Here is a 24,741-nt window from a genome sequence, read left to right on the forward strand (position 1 = left end):
AGAGGCCAACCCATCCAAAGGACTGCCCCATGAAATTCTTCGTAGATACCGCCGAGATCGACGCGATTGCCGAGCTGAACGATCTGGGCATGGTGGACGGTGTCACCACCAACCCGTCGCTGATCAAGAAATCCGGCCGCGACATCATCGAAGTGACCAAGGAAATCTGCAACCTGGTCGACGGCCCGGTATCGGCAGAAGTCACCGCAACCGATGCCGAGACGATGATCGCCGAAGGCCGCAAGCTGGTGGAGATCGCCGAAAACATCGCCGTCAAGGTGCCGCTGACCTGGGATGGCCTGAAAGCCTGCAAAACCCTGTCCGGCGACGGCCACATGGTGAACGTGACCCTGTGCTTCTCGGCCAATCAGGCGCTGCTGGCGGCCAAGGCGGGTGCCACCTTCATCTCCCCCTTCATCGGGCGTCTGGATGATATCAACCTGGACGGCATGGAAGTGATCGAAGACATCCGCACCATCTATGACAACTATGGCTTTGAAACCCAGATCCTGGCCGCCTCGATCCGTTCGGTGAACCACGTACTGGACTCGGCCCGCATCGGCGCCGATGTGATCACCGCGCCGCCGGCGGTGATTAAGTCGATGGTGAACCACCCGCTGACCGACAAAGGCCTGGATGCGTTCCTTGCCGATATCAAGGCGGCGGAGATCAAGATCCTCTGATCCCGTTTAGCGGATCCAGGACCGGGAAAGGCGCCCCTGATCGAGGCGCCTTTTTCTTTGCGAACTTTTCTACCAGTGTTTTTACCTGCGCCTTCATAACCGCAGCGAAGCACTCCCGCGTCCCCGCACTCCCCGGCTGACGCCGGACCGCATGGGGTCTTGGGCCCGGCAGTGCGCCTGCGGCGCGCTGCAGCGGCGTTTCACGCCGCCGCGCCGGGCACTCTGCCCGGCGCCCCGCCCAACGGACGCTGTGCAGGCCAATGCACTGCCGGCAGGCGGGAGCAGCGCCGCCGCTGCAATTTCCGCTGCAACTGCATTTTTCCGCAGCAAAGCCCGGTTCCCATGCTATACACGTCACCAAACCCGTCAGAGGTCCGGATCCGCAAGAGTTATTGACATGAGCAGTTCAGCCAACCTGGAAACCCAGTTGCGCGAGGCGATCCTCGCCAAACCCGACGCCGTGCTGCAAGACCAGCACCTGATGAATGCCCTTGTCGCCGCCAATGAGCGGGCAATGGGCTCCAACGTCGTGGATCTGCGCGGCATCGCGATGGAGCGGATGGCGGCGCGGCTCGACCGGCTGGAGGATACCCACCGCTCGGTGATTGCCGCGGCCTATGACAATCTGGCCGGCACCAACCTGATCCACCGCGCCGTGCTGCGGCTGCTGGAACCGCAGGACTTTGCCGGCTTTCTAGCCTGCCTGGAACAGGATATGCCGGAGATCCTGCGCGTGCAGTCCCTGGCGCTGGTGCTTGAGACCGCCCAGCCCGGCGGGGCCGAGATTGAACGCAAGTCCGGCGCCCTGAAGCTGTCAGGCCCCGGTTTCACCGAAAGCTATGCCGGCCAGCCCCGCAGCCAGCGCATTGTGACCCTGCGCCAGACCCAGGGCGGCAGCCCGCGTGTTTATGGGGCAAAAGCCGAATGGATCCGCTCCGAGGCCTGCCTGATGCTGGATCTGGGCGAGGGCCGCCTGCCCGGCATGCTGGTGATGGGCTCCGAAGACCCGCATCAGTTCTCGCCGATGCAGGGCACCGATCTGCTCGCTTTCTTTGCCGGCGTCTTTGAACGCGCGATGCGCTGCTGGCTGTCATGACATTGATCTCCCCGGCCTGCCGCGATGCCCTGCAGCTCTGGCTGGAGCGCTTGGGCGGGCTGGAGGCCGCCTCGGCCAACACGCTGGCGGCCTACCGCAGCGATGTCAGCGCTTTCCTGGCCTTCATGACCGGACACTCCGGCGGCCCGCAAGGGCTGGGTGCGCTGGCGCGGATCACCACTGCCGATATGCGTGCCTGGATGGCCTCGGAGCGCGGTTCGGGCACCGGTGCCCGCTCGCTGGCGCGCAAGCTATCGGCAGTGAAAACCTTTTACCGCTGGCTGGCGGAGCGCGAAGGGTTTGAGCCTGCCGCGGTGCTTTCTGCCAGGGCGCCGAAATTCCAAAAGAAACTGCCCCGCCCGCTGGCGCCGGATGCCGCCAAGGCGGTGCTGGAAACGGTGGAGCTGCAATCGCAGACCGATTGGGTTGCAGCCCGCGACGTGGCGGTGGTGACGCTGCTTTACGGCTGCGGGTTGCGGATCTCAGAAGCACTGAACCTGACGGGCTCCGACGCGCCGCTGCCGCCGGTGCTGCGTATTCTTGGCAAGGGTAAAAAGGAGCGGATTGTGCCGGTTCTGCCAGCAGCGCGCGACTCGGTGGACCGCTACCTTGCGCTCTGCCCGCATCCGCAGGAGGCGCAAGCGCCCCTGTTCCGCGGTGTGCGGGGCGGCGCGCTGAACCCGCGCCAGATCCAAGGGGTGATGGCCCGGACCCGCGCCCAGCTGGGGCTGCCCGCGACGGCAACACCGCACGCGCTGCGCCACAGCTTTGCCACCCACCTGCTGGAGGCCGGCGGCGATTTGCGGGCCATTCAGGAGTTGCTGGGGCACGCGTCCCTGTCGACCACTCAGGCCTACACGGCGGTGGACACCACGCATCTGATGGACGTCTACATGCGGACCCACCCAAAGGCATGACTTGACCCCAGGTCATGGCTGGGTTTTGCTGAAGCCAGGGAGGCCTGCCGAATGTCTGCAACTGACCCCGCAAAACCCGTCCTGACCAGTGTTCTTACCTGTCCCGCTTGCGGGCATGAGGCCGCAGAAGAGATGCCGCAAGACGCCTGCCAATGGTTTCATGAATGCCCGGCCTGCAGCGCCCTGCTGCGGCCAAAACATGGGGATTGCTGCGTTTTCTGCTCCTACGGCAGCATCCCCTGCCCGCCGGTACAGACAGGCGGTAACTGCTGCGGCTAGCGCGGCCGCGCATGTGCTTTCGCTAAAATGCGCTCTATTTTCACGGCAGCGGGAAAGCTGCTGTTAAGGCGCCGCGGGCTTGATGGCAGAAACCGATCCAGAAAGGATTCTGCTATGACCTGTAACGGCTATTCAGCCTTGTTTGCCGATGGCGCCCCTGCGGCCCCTGCCCCGCCGCCCGGGACGCACCCCTGGGAGCGGGCACGCGATATTCCTTCCAAAGCCCCCTTTTCCTCGCCTGACATCACAGCGCCTGCCCCCTTTGGCCAGCGCATGGCCCGCATCCAGTTCTCCAACGGTACGGATTTCCGCCCAAAGCTGCATTGAATGCTTGCGGGATTCGGCCAAATTCGCCATCAGGGGCGCATGACACCTCAGATCCGCGCCCTCTCCGTTCATCTGCTGACTGCAACCGGTGCCGTGTTCGCCATGCTGGCGATGCTGGCAGCGGCGGACGGCAAGTGGAGCCTGATGTTTGTCTGGCTGGTGATCGCATTTGCCGTTGACGGCGTCGACGGCCCGCTGGCCCGGCATTACCATGTCAAACGCTACTCGCCGGAATTCGACGGGGTGCTGCTGGATCTGATCATCGACTACCTGACTTATGTCTTCATTCCGGCCTTTGCGCTGTTCCAATCGGGATTGATGGCAGGCTGGACCGGCTGGTTTGCAATCATCGTCATCACCTTTGGCAGCGCGATGTATTTTGCTGACACAAGGATGAAGACCAAGGACAATTCCTTTGCCGGCTTTCCCGGCTGCTGGAATATGCTGGTGCTGGTGATCTTTGCGCTGGAGCCGAGCCATTGGACCATCCTGGTGCTGGTGACCCTGCTGTCCGCCGCCATGTTCCTGCCGCTGAAGTTCATTCACCCGGTGCGCACCGCGCGCTGGCGCAAGGTGTCATTGCCCATGGCGCTGGCCTGGACCTTCTTTGCCGGCTGGGCCGCCTGGGTTGATTTCCACCCCGCCAGCTGGGCGCATTGGGGGTTGGTGGTGACGTCGGTCTACCTGCTGTTTGTCGGCATTGCCCAGCAGATCGTGCCGGAACAGCGGCGCAAATCCACAGCGGTTTGATGCGTAGCTGACAGAGGGGCGCTGCCCCTCTGCGTCCCTGGCAGGAGGCATTCACCCCGGAATACTTCCGGCCAGAAGAAGCTGCAGCAGCGCTGCAGGCCGGACCCTGCGTTCAGATCAGCAGGCCCGCAGCGCCTTCATGTTTCAAAAGCGCGACTTTGGTTTCTACCCCGCCCTGGCCCGAAAAGCCGCCCAGTCCCGTGGCGCTCAGCACCCGGTGGCAGGGAATGATCACCGGGATCGGATTGGCGCCGCAAGCATTGCCAACCGGCTGCGGCGGGGCGCCGAGATCCTTGGCGATTTCTCCATAAGTGCGGGTTTCGCCAAGCGGGATTGCCAGCATCGCATCACAGACCGCGCGCTGAAAGTCCGAGCCCTCTACAAACAACGGCAGATCGAAGGCCGTCAGTTCACCGGAAAAGTAGGCACGCAACTGCGCCAGCGCGCGGTCCAAAAGCGCCGACTGCCCGTCCGCCTGAGCTGACCAGGCAAGGCGCACAATGGCGCCGTCCCGCTCTGTCACGCTGAGCGCACCCACGGGTGTATCAAGGCTTGCTGAAATCATGGGTCCTCCCCGGAGCGTCTTCTGCCTGTGCATCTTCTGCAGGAATGGCATCAGAGGCAAGCGCGTCTCCGCCCCGCCGGCCGCACCCCCGCAGCGCCGCATTAACACCATGTTAACCAGTGTTAAGGTTTCGCCGCCACATTGCATCAAATTATAATAAAGTGAGTATCAAGAACGATCCTAAAGGTCAGCAAGATGATTACTGCAGTTTCCAGCACCGCCAGCCTGTACAACAGCATGAAACAGATGCAGGCCGCCTATCAGCGCCAGCCCGCAATCGCGCAAGCAGGCGGCCAGCCGGCGGATGCACCGCTGATCGAGGGCACTGCCCAAGGGCTCGCCCGGGCCGCTGCCCGGGAACAGGCGCTGAGCGGTGAACGCCCGGATGCCCTGACAGCCCAGTACGTCGGCCCTGCCCGCGCAGCAGCCCGCACCGCGGCGCTGGACCTCAGGCAGATGAATGGTATCGACATGGCCGCCTATTTCCTGGATCTGGCCAGCGGCTGCCAGGCCGGCCCCAAGCCGGTCAGTGCCCTGGAGGCGGAAAACCAGTATGCCAAAGCCCGGCGCATCACCGGCTGATCCGTTCTGCCGATGCGCTGCGGACTGCATTAACCCTGTGTTAAACACGCTATGTTAACTTTTCTGCAAGACCGGTTCTCAGCCACCGCGAAGGTTCCGCTCAATGTTTATACCAGTATCAGGACGGGTTAATCCTGCCAAACCGAACCGCGGTCTTTTGACCGCCCGCCCGGTTGTCCGCTCGGACGATCCGGAGCGCAGCGAATCTGCCAGCACCAGTCCGCGTGAGCGGCACCCGGACGGCCATTCGCAAGATCCGCCCGGCGATCAGGGCAGCCGCCGTATCCGGGCGGGAGGAAACCAGCGCGATACAGACCGGATACCGGCCCTATTTCAGGAAAACGACGTTCTGGCTGCCCATCTGCTGCTGCAACGTGCGGGGCAAGACCCGCATCCCGAGGCGGGATCCGAAGCTGCCTATCATGGCTATGAGGCCGCCAGGTCCGTGTCGGCATGGCGGCCTGAAATTACTGCAGCTGAGCCCAGAACAGTTCCAGATGGCGTGACATGATTTCCTCGAAGCGGCCGCTGTCACGGAGCTTTTTCAGGCCTGCGTTGATCCGGTACAGATGCGACGTGCCGCGCCAGTGACGCTTGGAAATCACCACGTGCAAACCCTCTTCGGAGAGCGGTTTTTCCAGCGGCAGCACAGTGTCGCGCAGACCTTCCCGGACAATCGTGCTGGCGCCCAGGAACAGGTTCACCGCCACCGCATCCACCTGCCCCTCGGACACCATGCGGAAACAGTCGGCCGGTGATTGCGGCTGCACCAGGGTGATCTTGCCGTCATCCAGCCAGCGGCGCCCCTGCCGGTTCAAGTCGTGGGTGAAATAGCCCTTGGGACGGCACAGGGTCTTGCCCTCGATGTCCTTGTCGTCTGCATAGGCGAACTGGTCCTCAACCCGCACAAACAGCATGATCGGCAGCGCCATCACCGGTTCGGAAAAGTGGAAGTTCACGCAGCGCTCATTGTCCGGCTCGGCCGCGCAATCAGGCTTGAACCAAGGGAAGCCCATATCGAACTCCTTTTGGTCCAGCATCGGAAACAGATGCTTGGACCAGTCGTCCTCCCAGTTGATCGCGTAGGACACCGGCGAAGGCGCCAGCTCCAGCGCCGCATTAACCAGCTCGGTCACCATGCCCTGGCCCGGCAGGCTGCGGTCGGTAAAGGGCGCATAGCCGCCGCCGGTCAGCAGCGTCATCTCGGCCTCCTGCCTGCGCAGCGGGGTGGCGTCCGGGGCGGTCGCCTGTTTGATGCAGGGGATCTGCAGCTTCCGGCCCGGCACCACCGACGAGCCGACAAGAACATCCTGGTTGCGGTAGTAAATCATGGTCCAGCGTTCGCGGTCGCCGTAATGGGTCTCGGCGATCGAAAACAGGTTGTCCCCCGGCTGCACGACATAGTCCACATCGCAGATCGCCAGGGCCGCCGAGGGCAGCAGCCCCAGCAGCGCGCCTAAGCCCAGCAAGCGGCGGCAGAAGCTGTTCAGCATGCTCTTCCCCCTCAAAATCCGGCCCAGACCCGGGCCATGTGGTCTTCGATGATCGCCTGATAAGTGCCGTCCTCGCGGATACCCTGCAGCGACGCGTTGACCATCTGCATCAGCTGCTGTGCCTGGGGGTGGGTCTTGTGGACGATCACGTGCAGCGCCTGGATCGAGATCGGTTCGGGCACCGCGTCAAAGCGGTCCGACAGGCCCAGCTCCTTGATCTGCGCGCGGCCGGTGAATTCGTTCATCACGACCGCATCCGCCTTGCCTGCCAGCACCATCTCGTAGCATTCGGCTGTGGTCAGCGGCTGCACCACCTCAACCTTGCCGTCGCGCAGCCAGTGGCGGCCCTGCTGTTCGAACAGATAGGTCTCATAGCCCTGCGGGCGGCAGAATGTCTTGCCGAACAGGTCTTCGTCCTTGGTGAAGGTCAGGGGCCGCGCCTTGTCGGTGAACATCAGCACCAGCACTTCGAACAGCGGGTCCGAGAACAGGAAGTTCTTGCAGCGCGGTTCTTCGGGGTTGTTTCCGCAATCCGGCTTGTACCAGGGGAAGCCCGCGTCCAGCAGCGCATTGGACAGCAGCGGCTCTTCATGCGCCGTCCACAGGTCGACCCAATGAACGGCGTATCCCTGCTCTGGATTGGCATGGCGCATTGCCGCGTTCAGCACATCGGTCATCATGCCGCCGTTGTGCAGGTCCTTGCCGGTAAAGGGGGCAAAGTCATCCGCAGTCAGCAGGTTGATGCGGTGTCGCACCTCGGCGCTGCCTGAGGCGATCTGCACCGGTTTGGCAGCCACAGGCACGCTGGCAGAGATTTCCTTGCCGCCTTCCAGACCCAGGGGCAGGCCCTCAAGGCAGGCCAGCGACAGCTTCATGCCGACGCGCAGGGCACTGGGCTTGGGGCCGATGGTATCAATGTTGCGGCTGTGGATCGCGCTCCATTTGCCCGCATCCTTATACAGCTTGTCAGCGATCACCGACAGGCTGTCGCCCGGCTGCACGGAATAGACCCCGCCGCAAGTCTCGGCCGCAGCAGAATTGGCTGCAAAGGCAAACAGGCCCATGGCAGCGGCTGCAATGTATGTCTTCATAGTCCCCCCGGGAAATAGTCTGCACCGCAGCCGGTTCCGGTCTGCAGCGCCCGTTGTTCTGGTTGTTATGAGAGGTCCCCGGCCTGCACCGGCAGCGCGCCCAAGGGGCAAACGGGAACGGCCCCGGCGCAGCCGCCGGAGCAAAAAGATCAGTTGCCGACAAACAAGGCCAGCAGCGTCGCCGTATCAACCCGCCCGTCAACCCCGATCAGGCTGGCGGGCACGGTGATTTCCTTGCGCTCATAAGCGCCGTTCACCAGCTGGTCGATATAGGCTTCGGACTGGCCCTGGGCCGCGGCGGTCAGCACCATCTTGTAGAGCGCAGTTCCTGCCGCCGGGGCCGCAGCTGCCGCCTGGTTCAGGCTTTCCGGATTTGCCTGCTTGCTGCGCAGCGCGGCCAGGGTTCCGGCAGTGATGCGGGCGACCATGGCGTCTTCGCCGCCGGCACCGTCCTTCTGCAGCCCCCCCGCCGCAGCGGCACCGGCCGGCTGCACGGTACCGGAAGAGGGCTCCGCTTCTGCCGCCGCTTGCAGGCCGGCCTGTTCAGCCGATTCAACCGGGGTTCCGCCGCTGAATTGGAAATACAAAAGCATCGCCGCCGCCACCGCCAGGCCGGCTGCCGCAAGGCCCAGCTTTGGCAGCGCACTGCCACCTTCCGCTGGTACCGGTGCAAAGGGCTGCGGACCTGGCACAACTTTCTGTTGATCCGCTGCGGCACTGGCAGGTTTCGCCGCCTTGGCGGATTTGGCCGTTTTGACAGCAGCGGTTTTGGGCGCGGCAGGCTTTGCAATTGCTGCCGCGGGTTCCGGCTTTGGCCCGGAGCTGTCCGCGACCAGCCCGATTTTCATATTCTTTGGGGCCGATACCCCGTCAATCCGGATAGATGCACTGCGCGGCTTGCCCGGCTCACCTGCCGGTTGCGCGTCCGCTTTCCGCTTCAGCATAATAAACTGCCCCCCTGCCCCATGCCATATTTTTAAGTCGGCTGAAAACCTACATGGAATTAACGAATTCTTAACCAATTGTAGAAAACCGGTCAACATCTAGAGGAATTCAATTTGCCAATACACAAGGCCGCACCCGGAAAAAGTGCAGGAAATCCCGCAACAATAGCGCAAAAATGAGAACGCCCGGCAATTAAGCCGGGCGCCACACGCAAGTCAAAGCTGAAAGCCGGGTTATCCCAGCGCGCTATCGCAGCGGCCGCAAACACCGTCATGGACGTGATTGCCCACATCCGGCAGGATCTTCCAGCAACGCTGGCACTTGCCGCCGTCGGCTTTCTCAAACACCACCGAAACACCGTCGACCTCGGGCATACGGAAGGCTTCGGCCGGGGCCGGATCATTGGTCAGCATGATGTCCGAGGTAATGCAGATATCGGCGAAGTTCACCGATTTCAGCGCCTCCAGCGCCTCGCCGTCGCGCACATGCACCACCGGGGCGGCCTCAAGCGAGGCACCGATCACCTTGTCGGTGCGCTGCACTTCAAGCGCTGCCGTCACCACCCGGCGGGCCTGGCGGATCTTGGACCATTTCGCCGCCAGCGGCTCATTCAGCCAGTCAGCGGGGGTGTTGGGAATGTCCTGCAGATGGATTGAGCTGCCCTCGCCCGGGTATTTCTCCAGCCAGACCTCTTCCATAGTGAAAACCAGGACCGGTGCCAGCCATGTGGTCAGCCGGTGGAACAGGATATCCAGCACCGTGCGCGCGGCGCGGGCGTTCAGGGTGTCGCCATCGCAATAGAGCGCATCCTTGCGGACGTCGAAATAGAAGGCCGACAGATCCACCGTGGCAAAGTTGAACACCGCCGAGAACACGCCCTGGAAATCAAACGTCTGATAGCCGGTGCGCACCTTGTGGTCGAGTTCCGCCAAGCGGTGCAGCACCCACTGCTCCAGCTCCGGCATATCCGCCGGCTCCACGCGCTGTTCCTCGGTGAAATCACTCAAGCTGCCCAGCAGGAAGCGCATGGTGTTGCGCAGACGGCGGTAGCTGTCGGCAGTGCCTTTCAGGATTTCCGGTCCGATCCGCTGGTCCGAAGTATAGTCGGTCTGGGCCACCCACAAGCGCAGGATATCGGCGCCGTACTGCTGCACGATCTTTTCCGGCACGATGGTGTTGCCCAGCGATTTGGACATCTTCATGCCCTTCTCGTCCAGCGTGAACCCGTGAGTCACCACGTTGCGGTAAGGTGCGCGCCCCTTGGTGCCGCAGGCCTGCAGCAAGGACGAGTGGAACCAGCCGCGGTGCTGGTCGGTGCCTTCCATATAGACGTCGGCGATGCCGTCTTCGGTGCCGTCCTCGCGGTCGCGCAGCACAAAGGCGTGGGTCGAGCCACTATCGAACCATACATCCAGCACGTCAAACACCTGATCATAGGCGTCGGCGTCGACGATGCCGTCCAGCACCTTGGCCTTGAAGCCGTCCTGGTACCAGACATCCGCACCTTGCGCGTCGAACTCCGCCACGATGCGCTTGTTCACCTCGTCATTGCGCAGCAGGAAGTCCGCGTCGGTCGGCAGCGCGCCCTTTTTGGTGAAGCAGGTCAGCGGCACGCCCCAGGCACGCTGGCGGCTCAACACCCAGTCGGGGCGGCTTTCGATCATCGAATGCAGACGGTTGCGCCCCGTTTGCGGGTACCATTTCACCAGCTCGTCGATCGAGCGCAGCGCACGTTCGCGGATGGTATCGCCCATCTGGTCCATGCCGTCGTCCATCTTGCGGTCAACGCTGGCAAACCACTGCGGCGTGTTGCGGTAGATGATCGGCGCCTTGGAGCGCCAGGAATGCGGGTAGCTGTGCTTGATCTTGCCGCGCGCCAAAAGGCCGCCGACCTCGGTCAGCTTGTCGATCACTGCCTTGTTGGCATCGCCCTCGCCGCCCTTGCGGTTCAGGATGTATTTGCCGCCAAAGAATGGCAGATCAGCGCGGAAGCCGCCGTCATCCATCACGTTATAGGTGATGACCTGTTCCAGCATGCCGAGATCGCGGTAAAGCTCGAATTCCTCCATCCCGTGCGACGGTGCGCAATGGACAAAGCCGGTGCCTTCGGTATCGGTCACAAAATCTGCGGCGCGGAAGTCGCGGATATCGTCCCATTCGCCATTGCTGCCCTCAGCGCCGTGCAGCGGGTGGGTCAGGCCGATGCCCGCCAGATCAGAGGCCAGAACGTTTGCCACACGGGTGTACTGATCCTCAGCCAGGCGCGCGCGTTTGAACACATCTGCCGCCAGATTGTCGGCCAGAATGTATTTCTCGCCCGCGGCAGCCCAGCATTCGTCCGGAGTGCCGGTGACTTCATAAAGGCCATAGGCGATCTCTTCACCGTAAACCACGGCCTTGTTCGATGGCATGGTCCAGGGCGTGGTGGTCCAGATCACGACATTGGCGCCGGCCAGTTTGTGATCAGCAGGCTCTGCCACCTTGAACTTCACCCAGATGGTGAAGCTTTCCTTGTCGTGGTACTCCACCTCGGCCTCGGCCAGCGCGGTTTTCTCGACCGGCGACCACATCACAGGTTTCGAGCCCTGATACAGTGTGCCGTTCATCAGGAATTTCATGAACTCATCCGCGATCACCGCTTCGGCGTGGTAGTTCATGGTCAGATACGGATCATCCCAGTTGCCGGTGATGCCCAGCCGCTTGAACTCCTCGCGCTGGATATCTACCCAAGCATCAGCAAAGGCGCGGCATTCCTGGCGGAATTCAACCACCGGCACCGCGTCCTTGTTCTTGCCCTTCTTGCGGTACTGCTCCTCGATCTTCCATTCAATCGGCAGACCGTGGCAGTCCCAGCCCGGCACATAGCGCGCGTCAAATCCCATCATCTGATGCGAGCGGACGATCATGTCCTTGATGGTTTTGTTCAGCGCGTGGCCGATGTGCAGGTGGCCGTTGGCATAGGGCGGGCCGTCATGCAGGGTGAAGGGCTGGCGCTCGGCGTCACTGCCCTTGGCTGCGGCGGCCTTGTCACGCAAGCGGTCATAGACCCCGATCTGCGCCCAGCGCTCCAGCCATGAAGGCTCGCGCTTGGGCAGGCCTGCGCGCATCGGAAAATCGGTTTTCGGCAGATTCAGGGTGTCTTTGTAGTCAGGCGTCTGGGGCGTGTCGGCGCACATCTGGGGCGTCCTTTGGATGATCAAGGCTGGAAATCGGGATATTCGGTTCGGCGCGATGGCTCAAGCGCCTTTGCCCGGCGGCTCGATGCTTTCAGAGCGCCGGGGATATAATTCGAATAATGATGACCGCGAATAGGGACATGACAGGCCTTATAGGCAGGCAGCGCGACAGGGTAAAGCGGCGGGTGTAACATAAATCACTCGCTGAATGGCCCCGCAGACTGGTACGATCCAGACTGCGGGCCACAAAATCATGGAGCACCGGTCCGAAATGAATACTGAACCCCAAGAAAAGCACTGCAGATCTAGGGACCCAGTCAGCTCATTCCTCAGACAAAAATAATGTCTCCACTGCTCACGTCTTCTCCATAAACGGTAAGCGTGTTGCTTCCGCCGAAATCGAAAACGGTACTGCCACCGGCCCCAGCCGACGCTTTACCTAGTATCCAGTCGGCATCACGGCCGGCAAAAACACCACCTGTAAATGCTAGTACGTCTGCACCATTGCCAAAATCATCAATTTCGTCATTGCCAGAGGCAAAGATGAACGTATCGGCGCCTTCATCCCCGCGAAGCGAGTCGTTGCCGCTGCCCCCAGACAGCGTGTCATCATCGTGGCCACCATCCAGCGAGTCATTGCCATCACCGCCAAACAGCGTGTCATTCCCATAGGTGCCTTTCAGCGTGTCGCGACCCTCATCACCATTGAGCAAATCGTCACCGTAGCCGCCACTCAACGAGTCATTGCCTTGCTCACCATTCAGCGTATCGTTGTCACCTTCCCCTTCCAGCGTGTCACTCCCTTCCCCGCCGGAAATATTGTCATCACCATACAGCCCCCTCAATAAATCGTTCCCGTCATCGCCGGTGATCGAGTCCATTTGAAAGGTGCCCAGAACTTCGGTAGCGGCGCTGCCTCTGACGATGAGATTGGAAGTCACCACTTCCGTGCCGTTCATAAAGGTCATGTCACCGAAGTCGTAATCACCTCCCGCTTGCAGGTAGACAAATTCTTCGCCGGCATCAATAATCTCGATATGCTCAATTACAATGCCGGTCCCGAGTTGTATGTCAGCTGTGTCCCTTTCGAGCCGCAATACATCAGCGAAACCGCCGCCGCCGCCAACTGAATCATTCAGCCAGTAGTCATCTTCGGCTTTGAGGTAGATGGTATCATCGCCATAATCGCCGAACAGCGTGTCGCGTCCTTTGCCGCCTGTCAGCTCGTCATCGTCAAGTCCGCCATCAAGGTAGTCATCGCCTTCACCGCCAATCAGCGTGTCGTTTCCATAGGCGCCGCTCAGCGTGTCATTTCCCAGATCACCATCAATCGAGTCGTTGCCGTATCCGCCGTTCAGGGAGTCATTGCCACCCTCTCCGTTAAGCTCATCGTTGTCATTTCCGCCTTCCAGCGTATCTCGGCCCTCACCACCCAAAAGCGTGTCGTCGCCGTTCAGCCCCAGCAGTGAATCATTGCCGGTTCCGCCGCTGAAAGCATCACTTTTGACTGTGCCGAAGATTGTCGTCGCGGCATTTCCAAATACCATGAGCATGGAAGGTGTTTCTACCGCACCATTTTGAAACGTCACGGTGGAGAAACTGTACGTTCCACCGCTCTGTAAAAGAATTTCCTCGCCGCCGGAGTCAATTATCTCGATCCCGTCGAGCACAAAACCGGTCCCAATACTCACGGCTTTAGATCCGATTTTGACCAATTTCAGCACATCTGTGCCGCCGCCGCCGTTAACGGAATCATTTAGCCAGGTATCATCGTTGGCATTGAGAATGATTGTATCATTTCCGTCACCGCCCTTCAGCGTGTCGATGCCTTCGCCTCCCTCCAGCAGATCATCGTCATCGCCGCCATCCAGCGAGTCATTACCATCGCCACCAGTCAGCGTGTCATTGCCAATGCTGCCCTTCAGCGTATCTTGTCCATGACCGCCGTTAAGCGAGTCATCACCATAACTGCCGTTTAAGGAGTCATTGCCCAGCCCGCCGTCCAGCGTGTCATTACCCGTTCCACCAAGAAGTGTGTCATCACCATCCCCCCCGAACAGAATATCGTCGCCCCCCAGCCCCTTCAGGGTATCGTCGTCGGAAGTACCATTCAGTGTGTCCGCACCACTGGTGCCTTTAAGAAGAATTCCCACAGCCATACTTCAATCTCCGCTAGCAAACCACGTACCTTTCACTAACCAAAAGTTAATAATTCGTTTAAGCACCGTTGGCTAACTGGGGTTTGCAGCCAAGTAGCCAATCCGGTATCAGCGCGGCCAGTCAAAGGAGCCCGAAATGACCGACGCAGATACCGCAAACCCGCTGGCGCGGTTTGACATCACCGCCAAGGAAATTTCGCGCGTGGTGGCCGTGTTCTACACCCGCGTGCGGACCCATGAGGTGCTGGGGCCGGTCTTTGCCGCTCATGTCGCCGATTGGGTGGAGCATGAGGAAAAGATTGCGGGCTTCTGGCGCAATGCGATTCTGCGGGAGCGGAGCTACAGCGGCAATCCGATGCGGGTGCATGTCTCACGGCCAGATGTGAAAGCAGAACATTTCCCGCTGTGGCTGGGCCTGTTCCACGAGGTGCTGCGGGCCGAACTGCCGGAGCGCACTGCGCTGCAATGGGGGGCCCTGGCCGACCGGATCGGCGAAGGGTTCCGCACCGGCATCGTGGCGATGCGCCAGCCCGCAGACCAGCCGCCGAAACTGTTCTGAGCACCGCCAGCGGGGCGCTCCCGTGCCTGCCGGTGTTCTGGCCTTGCCAGAACACCTCTGCAGCCTTGGGCATGGCTCATGCTGCGCATGAGCCTGGAAACGCGTTACTTATCCTTGGAAAACAGGCCGGTCAGCGCCCGCTGTATCACCCTGCGCGTCCCAGGCCTGTGCTGCGGTGAAAACGGCATCGGGCGGCAGACCTCCATCGCGGCGATGCCGACGCGGGCGGACAGGGCACCGTTGACCAGCCCCTCGCCGAAGCGGCGGGAGAGCTTGGACAGCACCGACCCGCCCAGCACCGGCTCCAGCAGGTCATCGCCAGCGGCCACCGCGCCGGTGGCAGCCAGATGCGCCAGCACCGCGCGGGTCAGCCGCCAGGAGCTGAAGAAGCCGGGCCGGCCGCCATAAATTCCTGCCACCCGGCGGATCATCCGCAGGGAGGAAACCAGCGCGGTCAGAATATCCGCCAGTGCTATCGGCACCAGCGCCGTCACCGCGGCAACCTGCCGGGCGGCGGCCTCGACCTCGCGCAGGGCCAGCGCGTCCAGCGGCACCAGCAGCTCTTCCTCGGTCAGCATCAGCAGGGCATCGGCGTCCATGACTTCTGCCTTGCGCTCAGCCAGCCGCGCCTGATGCCAGGTGAGATCCTCGCGGGTCTTGTAGAAGCTTTCCAGCCGGGCCGTAAAGGCGCGGGCCGCGGCCAGGTCTGCGGCCTCCTCTGCCTGATGGCGCAAGGCATCGACGCGCCGCAGCCGGGACAGCGCCGCCAGTTCCTGCAGGGCCATCGCGAGGGCCAGCAGCAGCAGCAGTGCCAGCCCGGCACTTACGGCCCAGCCCAGCAGCGGAATCCGTGCAATCAGCCCGGCCGCAAAATCCCAGGCCGCGACCGAGGCGATGGCGCCAATGACCGCAACCAGCAGCGCCCAGAACCAGCGGGCCAGCCGTGACGGGCGGCGGGCGGCAATCCGGGCCGCCTGCTCCATCGCTGACGGCTGGGGTGCGGCGGGTTGCGACTCGGGCACTGGCGGCGCCTCAGTTACGGAAGGTGCATCCGTCTCGCCCTCAAGGTCGAACAGAACCGGCTTCTTGCTCATGCCGCCGCCTCCAAGTGGCTGCGCCATTCATAGGCGATGTCGGGCAAGCCTTCCTCGTTGTCTGTGCCGTCACCGCGGCCTGTCTCGGCAAAGCCCTCGCGCCGGTAGAACCGCTGCGCCATTTCATTGGCTGCGAAGGTCCGCAGTGTCAGCCGCGGCATGGCGGCCTTGGCAGCGTCCAGCAGCGCTTTGCCCGCCCCCTGCCCGCAGGCGCCGGGCGCCAGGTAAAGCGCGCAGACCTCCGCGCCGTCACGGGCCAGAAAGCCCTGCACGCGCCCCCCCCGCACGGCCACTGTGACCCAGCCGCGGTCAATCATGACGCCGCAGTAGGCGATCGCCTCGGCCCAGGTATAGAGTTCAGGCATCCATTCCGTACCCTGCTGGAAGCGATAGAGGATCGCGCCGGCGGTTCCGGCGTCCAGAGGGTTTGCAGGGCGCAAGGAGAGTGTCACAGGGCGTCTCCGATCAGAAATTCAGCGGCGCGGTCCAGCCGGATATGCGGCGGGCCGCTGCCGTGTTTCAGGGTAAGCGGTACGGGCGCAAAACCCATCGCCTGATAGTCGCCTTCCAGCCATTTTTCAGCCCCTTGCCGCGCCGGGGTGAGCAGCTGGGCCGGATCTTCGGGCAAGGCTCCGGGATAGAACGCCGCCTGCTTGCCGCTCTTCAGCAAGGTTCCGCGGACGCAGGGCAGATCAGTTCCGTTGTGGGCGCGCATCTCTTCGGTTGTGGTGCGCAAGGAAGCCAGCGCCAGTGCCGCGGTTGCGGCGCCGGCAAAGCGGGCGCGGTCCTGCGCTTCGCGGGTCAGCGCCTCGATGATGGCGGTCATTTGCGGGTGCTGGGCGTGGTGCAGGTGATCGGCCTTGGTGGCAGCAAAAAGGATCTTCTCCACCCGCTTGCCGCCCAAGAGCCGGGTCAGGAAATGATTGCGGCCCGGTTTGAACGTGCTGAGGATATCCGCCATCGCAAGGCGCAGATCCTCTACCGCCTGCGGACCGGAATGGATCGCCGACAGCGCATCCACCAGCACCACCTGCCGGTCGATGCGGGCAAAGTGGTCGCGAAAGAAGGGTTTGACGACCTTGGATTTATAGGCCTCGTACCGCCGTTCCATCTCGCGCCACAGGCTGCCGCGCGGCGGGCTGGCCTCAGGCGGCAGCGGCGCAAATGTCAGCACCGGCGAGCCCTCAAGGTCGCCAGGCAGCAGGAAGCGGCCCGGGGTGCAGTCATAGAATCCGGCGGCGCGGGCGGCGGCCAGATATTGCGTGAAGGCGGCGGCCAACGCCTGGGCCTGCGGTTCGTCATGTGTTCCCGCGGGGGCAGCCTTGGACTTCTCCGCCAGAAACCCCTGTGCCTGCGGGCGGCAGGCAATGCGGGAAAGGACATCGGCAGACCATTCGCCGTAGGATTTATCCAGCAGCGCCAGATCCAACAGCCATTCGCCCGGGTAGTCGACAATGTCCAAATGCAGCGTGCGCGGCCCCTGCAGCCCCGACAGCAGGCCGGCGGGCCGCACCTTCAAACTGAGACGAAGTTCAGACACCGCCCTTGTGCTGTCCGGCCAATGGGGTGACGGCCCGGTCAGCGCCGCAAGGTGGTTTTCATAGTCAAACCGCGGCACGGTGTCGTCAGGCTGGGGCTGCAGAAATGCAGCCTCAATCCGCCCCTCACGCGCGGCACCCAGTTGCAGCATCCGGCCCCGGTCCATCAGGTTGGCGACCAGCGAGGTGATGAACACGGTCTTGCCGGAGCGTGCCAGTCCCGTCACGCCCAGCCGCAAGGGCCGGTCGAACAGCGCCGCAGAAACACCGCTGGCGGCACGTTCCACACTGCTCATCACCCCATCAGCGAGGGAGGTTATCACCAAGGCCCTGATCCTGCTCTGTTCTTGCTGCTGTCAAGATAGGCAGCATGTTGCTGAGATACCAGAGCGCACACGGGGCTTGCCCCGGCCCGGCCCTGTTGCTAGGTGCCCGTCCATGCCGCGTTTTGCTTTGAAAGTCGAATATCACGGGAAGCCTTTTGCCGGCTGGCAAAGGCAGAAGGACCAGCCCTCGGTGCAGGGCGCGATCGAGGCTGCGCTGGCGCGGCTGGAGCCGGGGGAGCATACGATTGCTGCCGCCGGGCGCACCGACACCGGCGTGCATGGGCTGGGACAGGTGGCCCATTGCGACATGGCCAAGGACTGGGATCCGTTCCGGCTGTCGGAGGCGCTGAATTACCATCTGAAGCCAGACCCGGTGGCGATTGTGGACTGCGCCCGGGTGGACGGCGACTGGCACGCGCGGTTCTCGGCCGTTGAACGGCAATATCTGTTCCGCATCCTGATCCGCCGTGCGCCGGCCACCCATGAGGCGGGCCAGGTCTGGCAGCTGAGCCATGATCTGGACGCAGGCGCCATGCAGGAAGCCGCCAGCCATCTGATCGGCAACCATGATTTCACCACCTTCCGGTCGTCAATCTGCCAGGCGGCAAGCCCGATCAAGACGCTGGATGAGCTGACGGTGGAACGCGTACAGGGGTTCTCCGGGCCGGAGATCCATTTCCACGTCCGCGCCCGCAGCTTTCTGCACAATCAGGTCCGCAGCTTTGTCGGCACGCTGGAACGGGTCGGCGCAGGGGCCTGGGAGCCTGCGGATGTGAAGGCCGCGCTGGAGGCCTGTGACCGCGCCGCCTGCGGTCCGGTTTGCCCGGGACACGGGCTCTATCTGGCGCGGGTGGGGTACCCGGAAGACCCCTTTGGCTGAACCGCCGCCGGGGACGGGCAACTCCTGCGCGCCCCGGGCATTGACTGAACCCGCCGAAAGCAGCAGCCGCAGCCCGCTTGCATAACCGCGGGCACACCGCATAATCGGCGCAACCCACCCATCAGGGCCTTTCGGCAGCTCAATCGCTGGCGGTCCGCCCGCAAAACACACAGGCAGACATCCGCAATGGCAAACCCAACCAAACCGCCGCTTCTGGCCGTCCTGATCGACGCCGACAACATCTCGGCCAAGTTCGCCGAAGCAATGTTCGAGGAGATCGCCTCCTTTGGCGAGGCCAGCATCCGCCGCATCTATGGCGATTTTGCCGGCGGCAGCCCGCAGGGGTGGAACAAGGAGAAGCTGGCAGCCCTGGCGATTGTGCCGCATCAGCAGTTTGCCAATACCACCGGCAAGAATGCCTCGGACATCGCGCTGGTGATCGACGCGATGGATATTTTGCACTCGGGCCGGTTCGACGGCTTTGTGCTGATTTCATCGGACAGCGATTTCACCCGGCTGGCCAGCCGCATCCGCGAACAAGGCGTCGATGTCTTCGGCATGGGCATGCGCAAGACACCGGCGGCCTTTGTTCAGGCCTGCAAACGGTTCATCTATGTGGAAAACCTGCTGGAAGAGCCGGGCAAACCGAAGCCCAAGCCGAAGAAAGAAGACGGCGCTAGCAACGGAAATGCTCCGGCGGAACTGGCGGATCCGACCAAGCTGGTGGTCCGGGCGATGGATGCGATCGATCAGGATGACGAATGGTTCACGCTGGGCCAGATCGGCCAGTACATTACCGCAGCCGCGCCGGATTTTGACACCCGCAGCTATGGCAAACGCAAGCTGAGCGACCTGATTGCCTCGCTGAAACTATTTGAGACCAAGCGCGGCGACGGCAACCAGATTCTGGTCCGGCGGCTGGACTGACGCGCCGCGGCGCTGCCGGAATACCTGCGGCAAATACCGCTTTCCCTTGGTCCTGAACCGTGGCTTAGTCCGGCAAATGGGACGCGGACAGGGAGAACGCGCATGGCATTGCTGATCAGCATCGGCCACGACGGCTGGTACACCGAGGAACAGCTGGCAGATGAGCTTCGCTCGGTTGCCCCCGGGGCCGACATCCGGCCCGTTTCCGACCCCGGCAATCTGGAAGACATCACCATGCTGGCGGTCTCTGCACTGAAGGGCGATCTGGCCGCGCAGCTGCCGAACCTGCAGCTGGTGCAGAAACTGGGCGCCGGTGTGGACAGCATCGTGGCGCACCCCAGCGTCGCACCGCATGTGCGTGTAGCCCGCCTGAAGCCGCAAGAGCCGGCATATGAGATTGCAGATTACTGCCTGGCTTATGTGCTGCGCGGTCAGCGCAACATGTCTGCCCACGCAGCATCCCAATCCCGCAGCGCCTGGGAGCCGCGGGCGCCGGGGCGCCCGGCGGAAACCACCGTAGGCGTGCTGGGGCTTGGCCATATCGGCGGCATGACCGCGCGGCTGATGCGCGACATGCGGTTCCGGGTGCTGGGCTGGAGCCGTTCCCCCAAGGAAATCGACGGTGTGGACTGCCGCCATGGCGCAGAGGCGCTGCCGCAGATGCTGGGGATATGCGACTATGTCTGCGCGATCCTGCCGTCCACCCCGGCCACCCGCGGGCTGATGGATGCGGGAATGCTGGCCGCAATGAAACCGGGCGCGACGCTGATCAACGCAGGCCGCGGCGATCTGGTCGATGAAGCTGCCTTGCTGGCAGCGCTGGACAAGGGCACCCCGGGCCATGCGGTTCTGGATGTAGTCAGTAAGGAACCGTTGCCCGCAGACAGCCTGCTGTGGACGCATCCGCAGGTCACGGTCACCCCGCATGTGTCAGGCTGGCATCTGGGCGATGCGCTGCGAGATGTGGTGGAGAACTACCGGCGGCTGGAGGCCGGGAAAGATCTGCTGCACGAGGTGGACCGGCAGCGGGGCTACTGATCCTGGCACCCTGCCCCGTCTTTTCAGACGGTGGCGCTGAAGAAAAATCCGCTCCGCTAAGTCCAGCGGAGCAAACTTCCGGTGTTCAGACTTAGGCGCATCCAGGCAAAGTCAGCTGAGCGGGGCAAACCCGGCCTTGGCAACTTTGTCCGTGATCACCTGAAATCCGAAACGGTACTGTACTTGGAAGGAGATTGATCATGCCGGAAATTCCAATACGCGCGTTCCTTGTCTCCCTTGTCGCCATCAGGAAAACCAATGTCCGGCATGAGGTGCTTCTGCTCAAACGCACCCAGACGCTGGCCGGCGAGTGGTGCCAGGTAGCAGGAAGCATTGAAGAGGGGGAAACCGCTTGGCAGGCCGCTTTGCGCGAGCTTGAAGAAGAAACTGGCCTGAAGCCTACTGCCTTGTATTCAGCTGATACCTGCGAGCAATTCTATGAAGCGGACAGGGATAGCATAACGCTCGCTCCGGTCTTTGCCGGCTTCATCGAAAACACCGCTAGAGTAACCTTGAACCACGAACACAGTGATTACTGCTGGGTGAGTTTTGATGAAGCGGCAGAAATGGTTGCCTTTGGCGGGCAAAGGCGCGTTCTTCGCTGGATTGAAGACGAGTTCGTGAAGAGGCCTCCTAGCAGGCACCTGCTGATTGGGCGTGGATAGCCTGCCCCTCCAGCAAAGTCGAAAAAGGCCCTGAACAGACGCAAAACCGCCAGGTACGCGCCCCTATCACAGGCAGCAACGTTCCATCCTTGTTTTTTTGAGGCTGCGCTTTGCTCCCTTCCAGGAACCCGCACCGGGATTCCAAAGCGGCCCCAAACGGGGCCGCAGGGGATCAGCCGATAAACTTCTTGTAGCCGGCTTCATCCATGTAGTCGTCCATCGGTGACAAGTCCGAGGGCTTCAGCTTGAAAAACCAGGCGCCGCCCTCGGGGTCTTCGTTCACCTTGCCGGGATCATCGGTCAGCGCCTCGTTCACCTCAACCACTTCACCGTCCAGCGGCGACAGGATGTCGGAGGCGGCTTTGACCGATTCAATCACCACGATTTCTTCATCCTTGGAGACCTCGGTGCCCACTTCCGGCAGCTCAACAAAGACGACTTCGCCCAGCTGTTCGGCGGCATGGGCGGTGATGCCAACGGTGATCAGATCGTCTTCGGGCAGCAGCCACTCGTGTTCTTCGGTGTATTTCATCATCGTTTATTCCCTTGGAAGAGGCTTGGGTTTTCAGTGCGGGTTGGTACTTAGTGCGGGTTGTGCCGCCGTAACGGATACCGCGGGAAGAAGAAAGCCGGTCCTGCCGGGCCCTGCATGCGCGGGTATACGCTAACAACGGTGCCGGTCTCCGATCAAGATGGCAAATTATGGGGGTCTTGCATTTTTATGGGCACAGGCCTCGAACGTCCTGTTCGGTCAGAACAGATTGAAATACTCCGCCTGCTCCCATTCGCTGACTGTGTCCAGGTAACGTTCCCATTCGAACTGCTTGAGCTGCAGGAAATAGCTGACGGTCTCTTCCCCCAGCGCTGCACGGCACATCTGCGAGCCGCCGAACCCCTCCAGTGCCTGGCCCAGCGAACGCGGCAGGCGCTCCGCGTCTTCGCTGTAGGGCGACACTGTGGGCTTGGGCGCCTCCAGCCCTTCTTTGATGCCGGCCATGCCTGCGATGATCTGGGCGGCCAGCGCGTAATAAGGATTGGCAGTGCTGTCCGGCGCGCGGTTCTCGATCCGGCTGGCGGTATCGCCCGGCTGCATCAGCGCCCGCAGCATGGCGCCGCGGTTGTCTTCGCCCCAGCCGATGCGGTTCGGGGCCAGCTGGAACGGCAGATAGCGTTTGTAGCTGTTCACCGTCGGCGCGATCAGCAGTGAGGTCTCAGGGGCGTATTTCAGCAGCCCCGCTATCCAGGCACTGGCAGGCGGAGACAGCAGCCCGGCGGTTTCCGGCATGAACAGATTGCGCCCCGAGGCCGGATCCAGCAGCGACTGATGCACGTGCCAGCCGTTGGCCATGGCACCCGCCAGCCGCGGTTTGGCCATGAAGCTGGCGTGCAGCCCGTTGCGGGCGCAGACCTCCTTGACCATGGTGCGGAACATCACCATCGCGTCGGCCTGGGCCATGGCGCCATCCGGTGCAAAGGTGAATTCAACCTGGCTGGGCCCCATTTCAATTTCCACCGAGCGCACCACCAGCCCCAGTTTCTGGGCGTTGCGGCGCAACAGGTCCAGCACCCCCTCCGCTTCGCCATAGCGGGTTTCGCTCAGGTACTGATACCCTTGCGTCAGGTTGCGGGTTTGAACCGGCGCGCCGGGGCAAGTGGCCTGTTCATGGGCCGATGCCTTGTCCGCCAGCTCGAAAATGTGGAATTCCACCTCCAAGCCAAAGATGGCTGCCATCCCTTGCACCTCCAGCGCATCGACTGCCCGCTGCAGCACGCCGCAGGACGCAAACGGGACCGGGTTGCCATCCGGATAGACCGGCGTGCAGAAGATCCAGGCGGAATGGCCGGACCAGGGCAGCGCGCGAAAGGTCTCGGGGCGCGGCACCAGCAGCACGTCGCCGGCGCCCTGCATCGGGCCGGACAGGCCGGTGCCGCCGTCCCAGACCGGAAAGGCATTGCGGTGGGACGTGTCTTTCAGCAGCAAGGTCGCCGGCATGTTGAGCCCGCGGTCAAAGACGCTGGCAAAGGCCTCGGCCATCATTGTCTTGCCGCGCAGGATCCCGTGCTGGTCGGGGAACAGCACCCGCACGGTTTCTATCCCGTCGAACTGCGCGCGGGAGGTGATCTCGGCTGCCTTGCGGCAATCTTCGGACGACAGCAGCCCCAGGCGGGCCAGTTTGCCGGATGTGAATTCTTGTGCCATGGGCGGCCTCCTGGGTAGCGAGCTGTTTGAAATTGCACCGGAAATACCCCGGCGTCCAGTCCACGGCAGATTTTGACGCAACCCGGTGCGCAATCCGGATATTGCGGGGGTTTTGCGCCTTGACAGCATTCGCAGGGCGAACATTGTGTCGAACATTCGCACAAAGCCACTGCCCCGAGCGGTGCCATTCAAGATCAGGACAGCGGTTTCAGATGACAGCAGTTGAACAGGACAGGAATATTTCGTCGAGCTTTGCCAAAGGGCTGGCAGTTCTGGCGGTGTTTGACGCGGCCTCCCCCAGCATGACCCTGGCCGAGATCGCCCGGCGCACCGGCCAGGATCGGGCCACTGCCCGGCGCGGCGCGCTGACGCTGGTGCAGGCAGGCTATCTGCGCCAGGACGGGCGGATGCTGTCATTGACCCCGCGGGTGCTGGCGCTGGCGGGCGGTTTCCTGCAGGCCAATCAGTTCGGGCGCCGGGTGCAGCCGGTTTTGAACCGCCACGCCCGGCAAATGGAGATCGAGGTGACGCTGGCAATGCTGGATCAGGGCCGGGTGCTGCTGCTGGCGCAATCCACCGTCGAGCATGGCCATATTACTTATGGCTTCACTGCAGGTTCCCATATTCCGCTGGCCCATACCAGCCTGGGGCGGATGCTGCTGGCCGGACTGCCGGAGGCCGCGGCGGCTGCGGTGCTGGCCGCAACAGAAATCCCGCGCCATACCGAGGCCTCGCTCACCGATCCCGGCCGCATTCTGGACTGCGTGGGTGAGGCCCGCACGCAGGGCTATTGCCTCACCAGCGGCGAATTCGAGGCCGGGATCACCGGTTACGCCGTGCCCGTCTCGCGGCCCGGCCAGACGCCGATAGTTGCGGGCTGTTCAGCACCGCGCGGACTGCAGCCGGAGGCGGACGCCGAGCGTCTTTTGCGCGGGTTGCAGCTCTGCGCCGCAGAGCTGCGCCAGGCCGAGGCCGTGGACCACCTGTAACCGCGCCTTGCGGGAAAGCCTGCTTTGCATTGCACGCCGCCCTTGCTAGGCTGAAGCAAGATATTTCCGCAGGAGCATTTTGATGATCAAACAGACTGCATTGGCAGCGGCCCTGTGCGCCGCGCTTGCCCCGGCTGCATCGGCCACGGACGCCGAAGGCACCATGGTCACCGTTCTGGGCCGCGATTGGGCGGTTTTCCCGGTCGCGGACACACCGGGCCGCTACAGCGCCACGCGGATGAATCTGGAGCATTTGCCGTTCCGCCCGCCTGCGGTGCTGACCGCGCGCCAGGCAGTGCAGGCCCTGCGCACTGCCACCGGCTGCAGCGTCAACATGGACACGATGGTGCGCAGCATCAACAGCACCTATTACGCCCATGTGATCTGCCGCAAATAGGGGCATGGCTGACGGCCCTGCAGTTTTGCGGCGTATTTCTGAAACATCCTCTTGGGAAATGTGAT

25 protein-coding genes are annotated in these 24,741 nt (G+C 62.6%); 14 read left to right on the plus strand and 11 right to left on the minus strand.

What is annotated here, in order from left to right; all coding sequences use genetic code 11:
* Positions 1-29: 29 nt before the first annotated feature.
* The 5 genes from fsa to K3555_RS15100 all read left to right on the plus strand — a co-directional run bounded on the left by fsa (position 30) and on the right by K3555_RS15100 (position 4,052).
* On the plus strand, positions 30-683 hold the full coding sequence (gene fsa / locus K3555_RS15080; protein WP_259986709.1) for a fructose-6-phosphate aldolase: 654 nt from the start codon (positions 30-32) through the stop codon (positions 681-683).
* Positions 684-1,080: 397 nt separating this feature from the next.
* A complete protein-coding gene (locus tag K3555_RS15085; RefSeq protein WP_260006037.1) occupies positions 1,081-1,779 on the plus strand; it encodes a DUF484 family protein in 699 nt (232 codons plus the stop codon).
* On the plus strand, positions 1,776-2,696 hold the full coding sequence (locus tag K3555_RS15090; protein ID WP_259986711.1) for a tyrosine recombinase XerC: 921 nt from the start codon (positions 1,776-1,778) through the stop codon (positions 2,694-2,696). Before K3555_RS15085 ends, K3555_RS15090 begins: the two co-directional genes overlap by 4 nt.
* Before the next feature lie 51 nt (positions 2,697-2,747).
* Positions 2,748-2,975 (plus strand): GDCCVxC domain-containing (seleno)protein, encoded by a 228-nt coding sequence (locus K3555_RS15095; RefSeq protein WP_259997598.1) that lies wholly within the window; start codon positions 2,748-2,750, stop codon positions 2,973-2,975.
* 366 nt (positions 2,976-3,341) lie between these two features.
* The gene (locus tag K3555_RS15100; protein WP_260006039.1) at positions 3,342-4,052 is read left to right on the plus strand and encodes a phosphatidylcholine/phosphatidylserine synthase; all 711 of its coding nucleotides are present in this window, start codon (positions 3,342-3,344) and stop codon (positions 4,050-4,052) included.
* Between the two features lie 112 nt (positions 4,053-4,164).
* Here the strand turns inward: K3555_RS15100 and K3555_RS15105 are convergent, their stop codons facing one another.
* The gene (locus K3555_RS15105) at positions 4,165-4,617 is read right to left on the minus strand and encodes a methylated-DNA--[protein]-cysteine S-methyltransferase (protein WP_259986714.1); all 453 of its coding nucleotides are present in this window, start codon (positions 4,615-4,617) and stop codon (positions 4,165-4,167) included.
* A 195-nt stretch (positions 4,618-4,812) separates the two neighbouring features.
* Here K3555_RS15105 and K3555_RS15110 point away from each other — a divergent pair, with 195 nt between their 5' ends.
* On the plus strand, positions 4,813-5,199 hold the full coding sequence (locus K3555_RS15110) for a hypothetical protein (RefSeq protein ID WP_259997596.1): 387 nt from the start codon (positions 4,813-4,815) through the stop codon (positions 5,197-5,199).
* A 103-nt stretch (positions 5,200-5,302) separates the two neighbouring features.
* A complete protein-coding gene (locus tag K3555_RS15115; RefSeq protein ID WP_260006041.1) occupies positions 5,303-5,710 on the plus strand; it encodes a hypothetical protein in 408 nt (135 codons plus the stop codon).
* Here the strand turns inward: K3555_RS15115 and K3555_RS15120 are convergent.
* From K3555_RS15120 to K3555_RS15140, 5 genes are all read right to left on the minus strand, one after another.
* Positions 5,667-6,692, minus strand: a complete 1,026-nt coding sequence (locus K3555_RS15120; protein WP_259997594.1) for a transporter substrate-binding domain-containing protein — start codon at positions 6,690-6,692, stop codon at positions 5,667-5,669. The genes K3555_RS15115 and K3555_RS15120 overlap by 44 nt on opposite strands.
* An 11-nt stretch (positions 6,693-6,703) precedes the next feature.
* Positions 6,704-7,783 carry a transporter substrate-binding domain-containing protein gene (locus K3555_RS15125; protein ID WP_260006043.1) on the minus strand — a complete coding sequence of 360 codons (1,080 nt, stop codon included), beginning with the start codon at positions 7,781-7,783 and terminating at the stop codon, positions 6,704-6,706.
* 149 nt (positions 7,784-7,932) lie between these two features.
* On the minus strand, positions 7,933-8,727 hold the full coding sequence (locus K3555_RS15130) for a hypothetical protein (protein WP_260006045.1): 795 nt from the start codon (positions 8,725-8,727) through the stop codon (positions 7,933-7,935).
* A 234-nt stretch (positions 8,728-8,961) separates the two neighbouring features.
* Positions 8,962-11,904: an isoleucine--tRNA ligase gene (gene ileS, locus K3555_RS15135; RefSeq protein WP_260006047.1), complete on the minus strand. Its 2,943-nt coding sequence runs from the start codon at positions 11,902-11,904 to the stop codon at positions 8,962-8,964.
* Between the two features lie 329 nt (positions 11,905-12,233).
* Positions 12,234-14,063, minus strand: coding sequence for a calcium-binding protein (locus K3555_RS15140; protein ID WP_260006049.1), 1,830 nt, complete (start codon positions 14,061-14,063; stop codon positions 12,234-12,236).
* A 136-nt stretch (positions 14,064-14,199) separates the two neighbouring features.
* Here K3555_RS15140 and K3555_RS15145 point away from each other — a divergent pair, with 136 nt between their 5' ends.
* On the plus strand, positions 14,200-14,622 hold the full coding sequence (locus K3555_RS15145; RefSeq protein WP_259986722.1) for a group III truncated hemoglobin: 423 nt from the start codon (positions 14,200-14,202) through the stop codon (positions 14,620-14,622).
* A gap of 104 nt (positions 14,623-14,726) precedes the next feature.
* On the opposite strand, the gene K3555_RS15150 is transcribed toward K3555_RS15145, so the two are convergent.
* The 3 genes from K3555_RS15150 to K3555_RS15160 are packed head-to-tail and all read right to left on the minus strand — an operon-like array spanning position 14,727 to position 17,580.
* Positions 14,727-15,716: a YcjF family protein gene (locus K3555_RS15150; protein ID WP_260006050.1), complete on the minus strand. Its 990-nt coding sequence runs from the start codon at positions 15,714-15,716 to the stop codon at positions 14,727-14,729.
* On the minus strand, positions 15,713-16,168 hold the full coding sequence (locus K3555_RS15155; protein WP_260006052.1) for a GNAT family N-acetyltransferase: 456 nt from the start codon (positions 16,166-16,168) through the stop codon (positions 15,713-15,715). The genes K3555_RS15150 and K3555_RS15155 overlap by 4 nt, the downstream gene beginning before the upstream one ends.
* Positions 16,165-17,580, minus strand: coding sequence for a YcjX family protein (locus K3555_RS15160; RefSeq protein WP_260006053.1), 1,416 nt, complete (start codon positions 17,578-17,580; stop codon positions 16,165-16,167). The genes K3555_RS15155 and K3555_RS15160 overlap by 4 nt, the downstream gene beginning before the upstream one ends.
* A gap of 112 nt (positions 17,581-17,692) precedes the next feature.
* On the opposite strand from K3555_RS15160, the gene truA reads away from it, so the two are divergent.
* The 4 genes from truA (at position 17,693) to K3555_RS15180 (ending at position 21,090) form a co-directional block, all read left to right on the plus strand.
* Positions 17,693-18,460, plus strand: a complete 768-nt coding sequence (truA, locus tag K3555_RS15165) for a tRNA pseudouridine(38-40) synthase TruA (protein ID WP_260006055.1) — start codon at positions 17,693-17,695, stop codon at positions 18,458-18,460.
* Between the two features lie 186 nt (positions 18,461-18,646).
* Positions 18,647-19,387, plus strand: a complete 741-nt coding sequence (locus tag K3555_RS15170; RefSeq protein WP_260006065.1) for an NYN domain-containing protein — start codon at positions 18,647-18,649, stop codon at positions 19,385-19,387.
* Positions 19,388-19,489: 102 nt separating this feature from the next.
* Complete coding sequence (locus tag K3555_RS15175) at positions 19,490-20,425, plus strand: glyoxylate/hydroxypyruvate reductase A (protein ID WP_260006067.1); 936 nt, start codon at positions 19,490-19,492, stop codon at positions 20,423-20,425.
* 200 nt (positions 20,426-20,625) lie between these two features.
* Positions 20,626-21,090, plus strand: a complete 465-nt coding sequence (locus K3555_RS15180; protein WP_259986729.1) for an NUDIX pyrophosphatase — start codon at positions 20,626-20,628, stop codon at positions 21,088-21,090.
* A 172-nt stretch (positions 21,091-21,262) separates the two neighbouring features.
* Here K3555_RS15180 and gcvH read toward each other — a convergent pair whose 3' ends face one another.
* A complete protein-coding gene (gene gcvH, locus K3555_RS15185; protein WP_134831259.1) occupies positions 21,263-21,622 on the minus strand; it encodes a glycine cleavage system protein GcvH in 360 nt (119 codons plus the stop codon).
* Between the two features lie 219 nt (positions 21,623-21,841).
* A complete protein-coding gene (locus K3555_RS15190; RefSeq protein WP_260006069.1) occupies positions 21,842-23,290 on the minus strand; it encodes a glutamine synthetase family protein in 1,449 nt (482 codons plus the stop codon).
* 212 nt (positions 23,291-23,502) lie between these two features.
* On the opposite strand from K3555_RS15190, the gene K3555_RS15195 reads away from it, so the two are divergent.
* Both K3555_RS15195 and K3555_RS15200 read left to right on the plus strand, forming a co-directional pair.
* Complete coding sequence (locus K3555_RS15195) at positions 23,503-24,279, plus strand: IclR family transcriptional regulator C-terminal domain-containing protein (protein ID WP_259986731.1); 777 nt, start codon at positions 23,503-23,505, stop codon at positions 24,277-24,279.
* A gap of 82 nt (positions 24,280-24,361) precedes the next feature.
* On the plus strand, positions 24,362-24,676 hold the full coding sequence (locus tag K3555_RS15200; protein ID WP_260006070.1) for a hypothetical protein: 315 nt from the start codon (positions 24,362-24,364) through the stop codon (positions 24,674-24,676).
* The last annotated feature ends 65 nt before the right edge of the window (positions 24,677-24,741 follow it).

The organism is Leisingera sp. M527 (genome assembly GCF_025141525.1).
Classification (GTDB): Bacteria; Pseudomonadota; Alphaproteobacteria; order Rhodobacterales; family Rhodobacteraceae; genus Leisingera.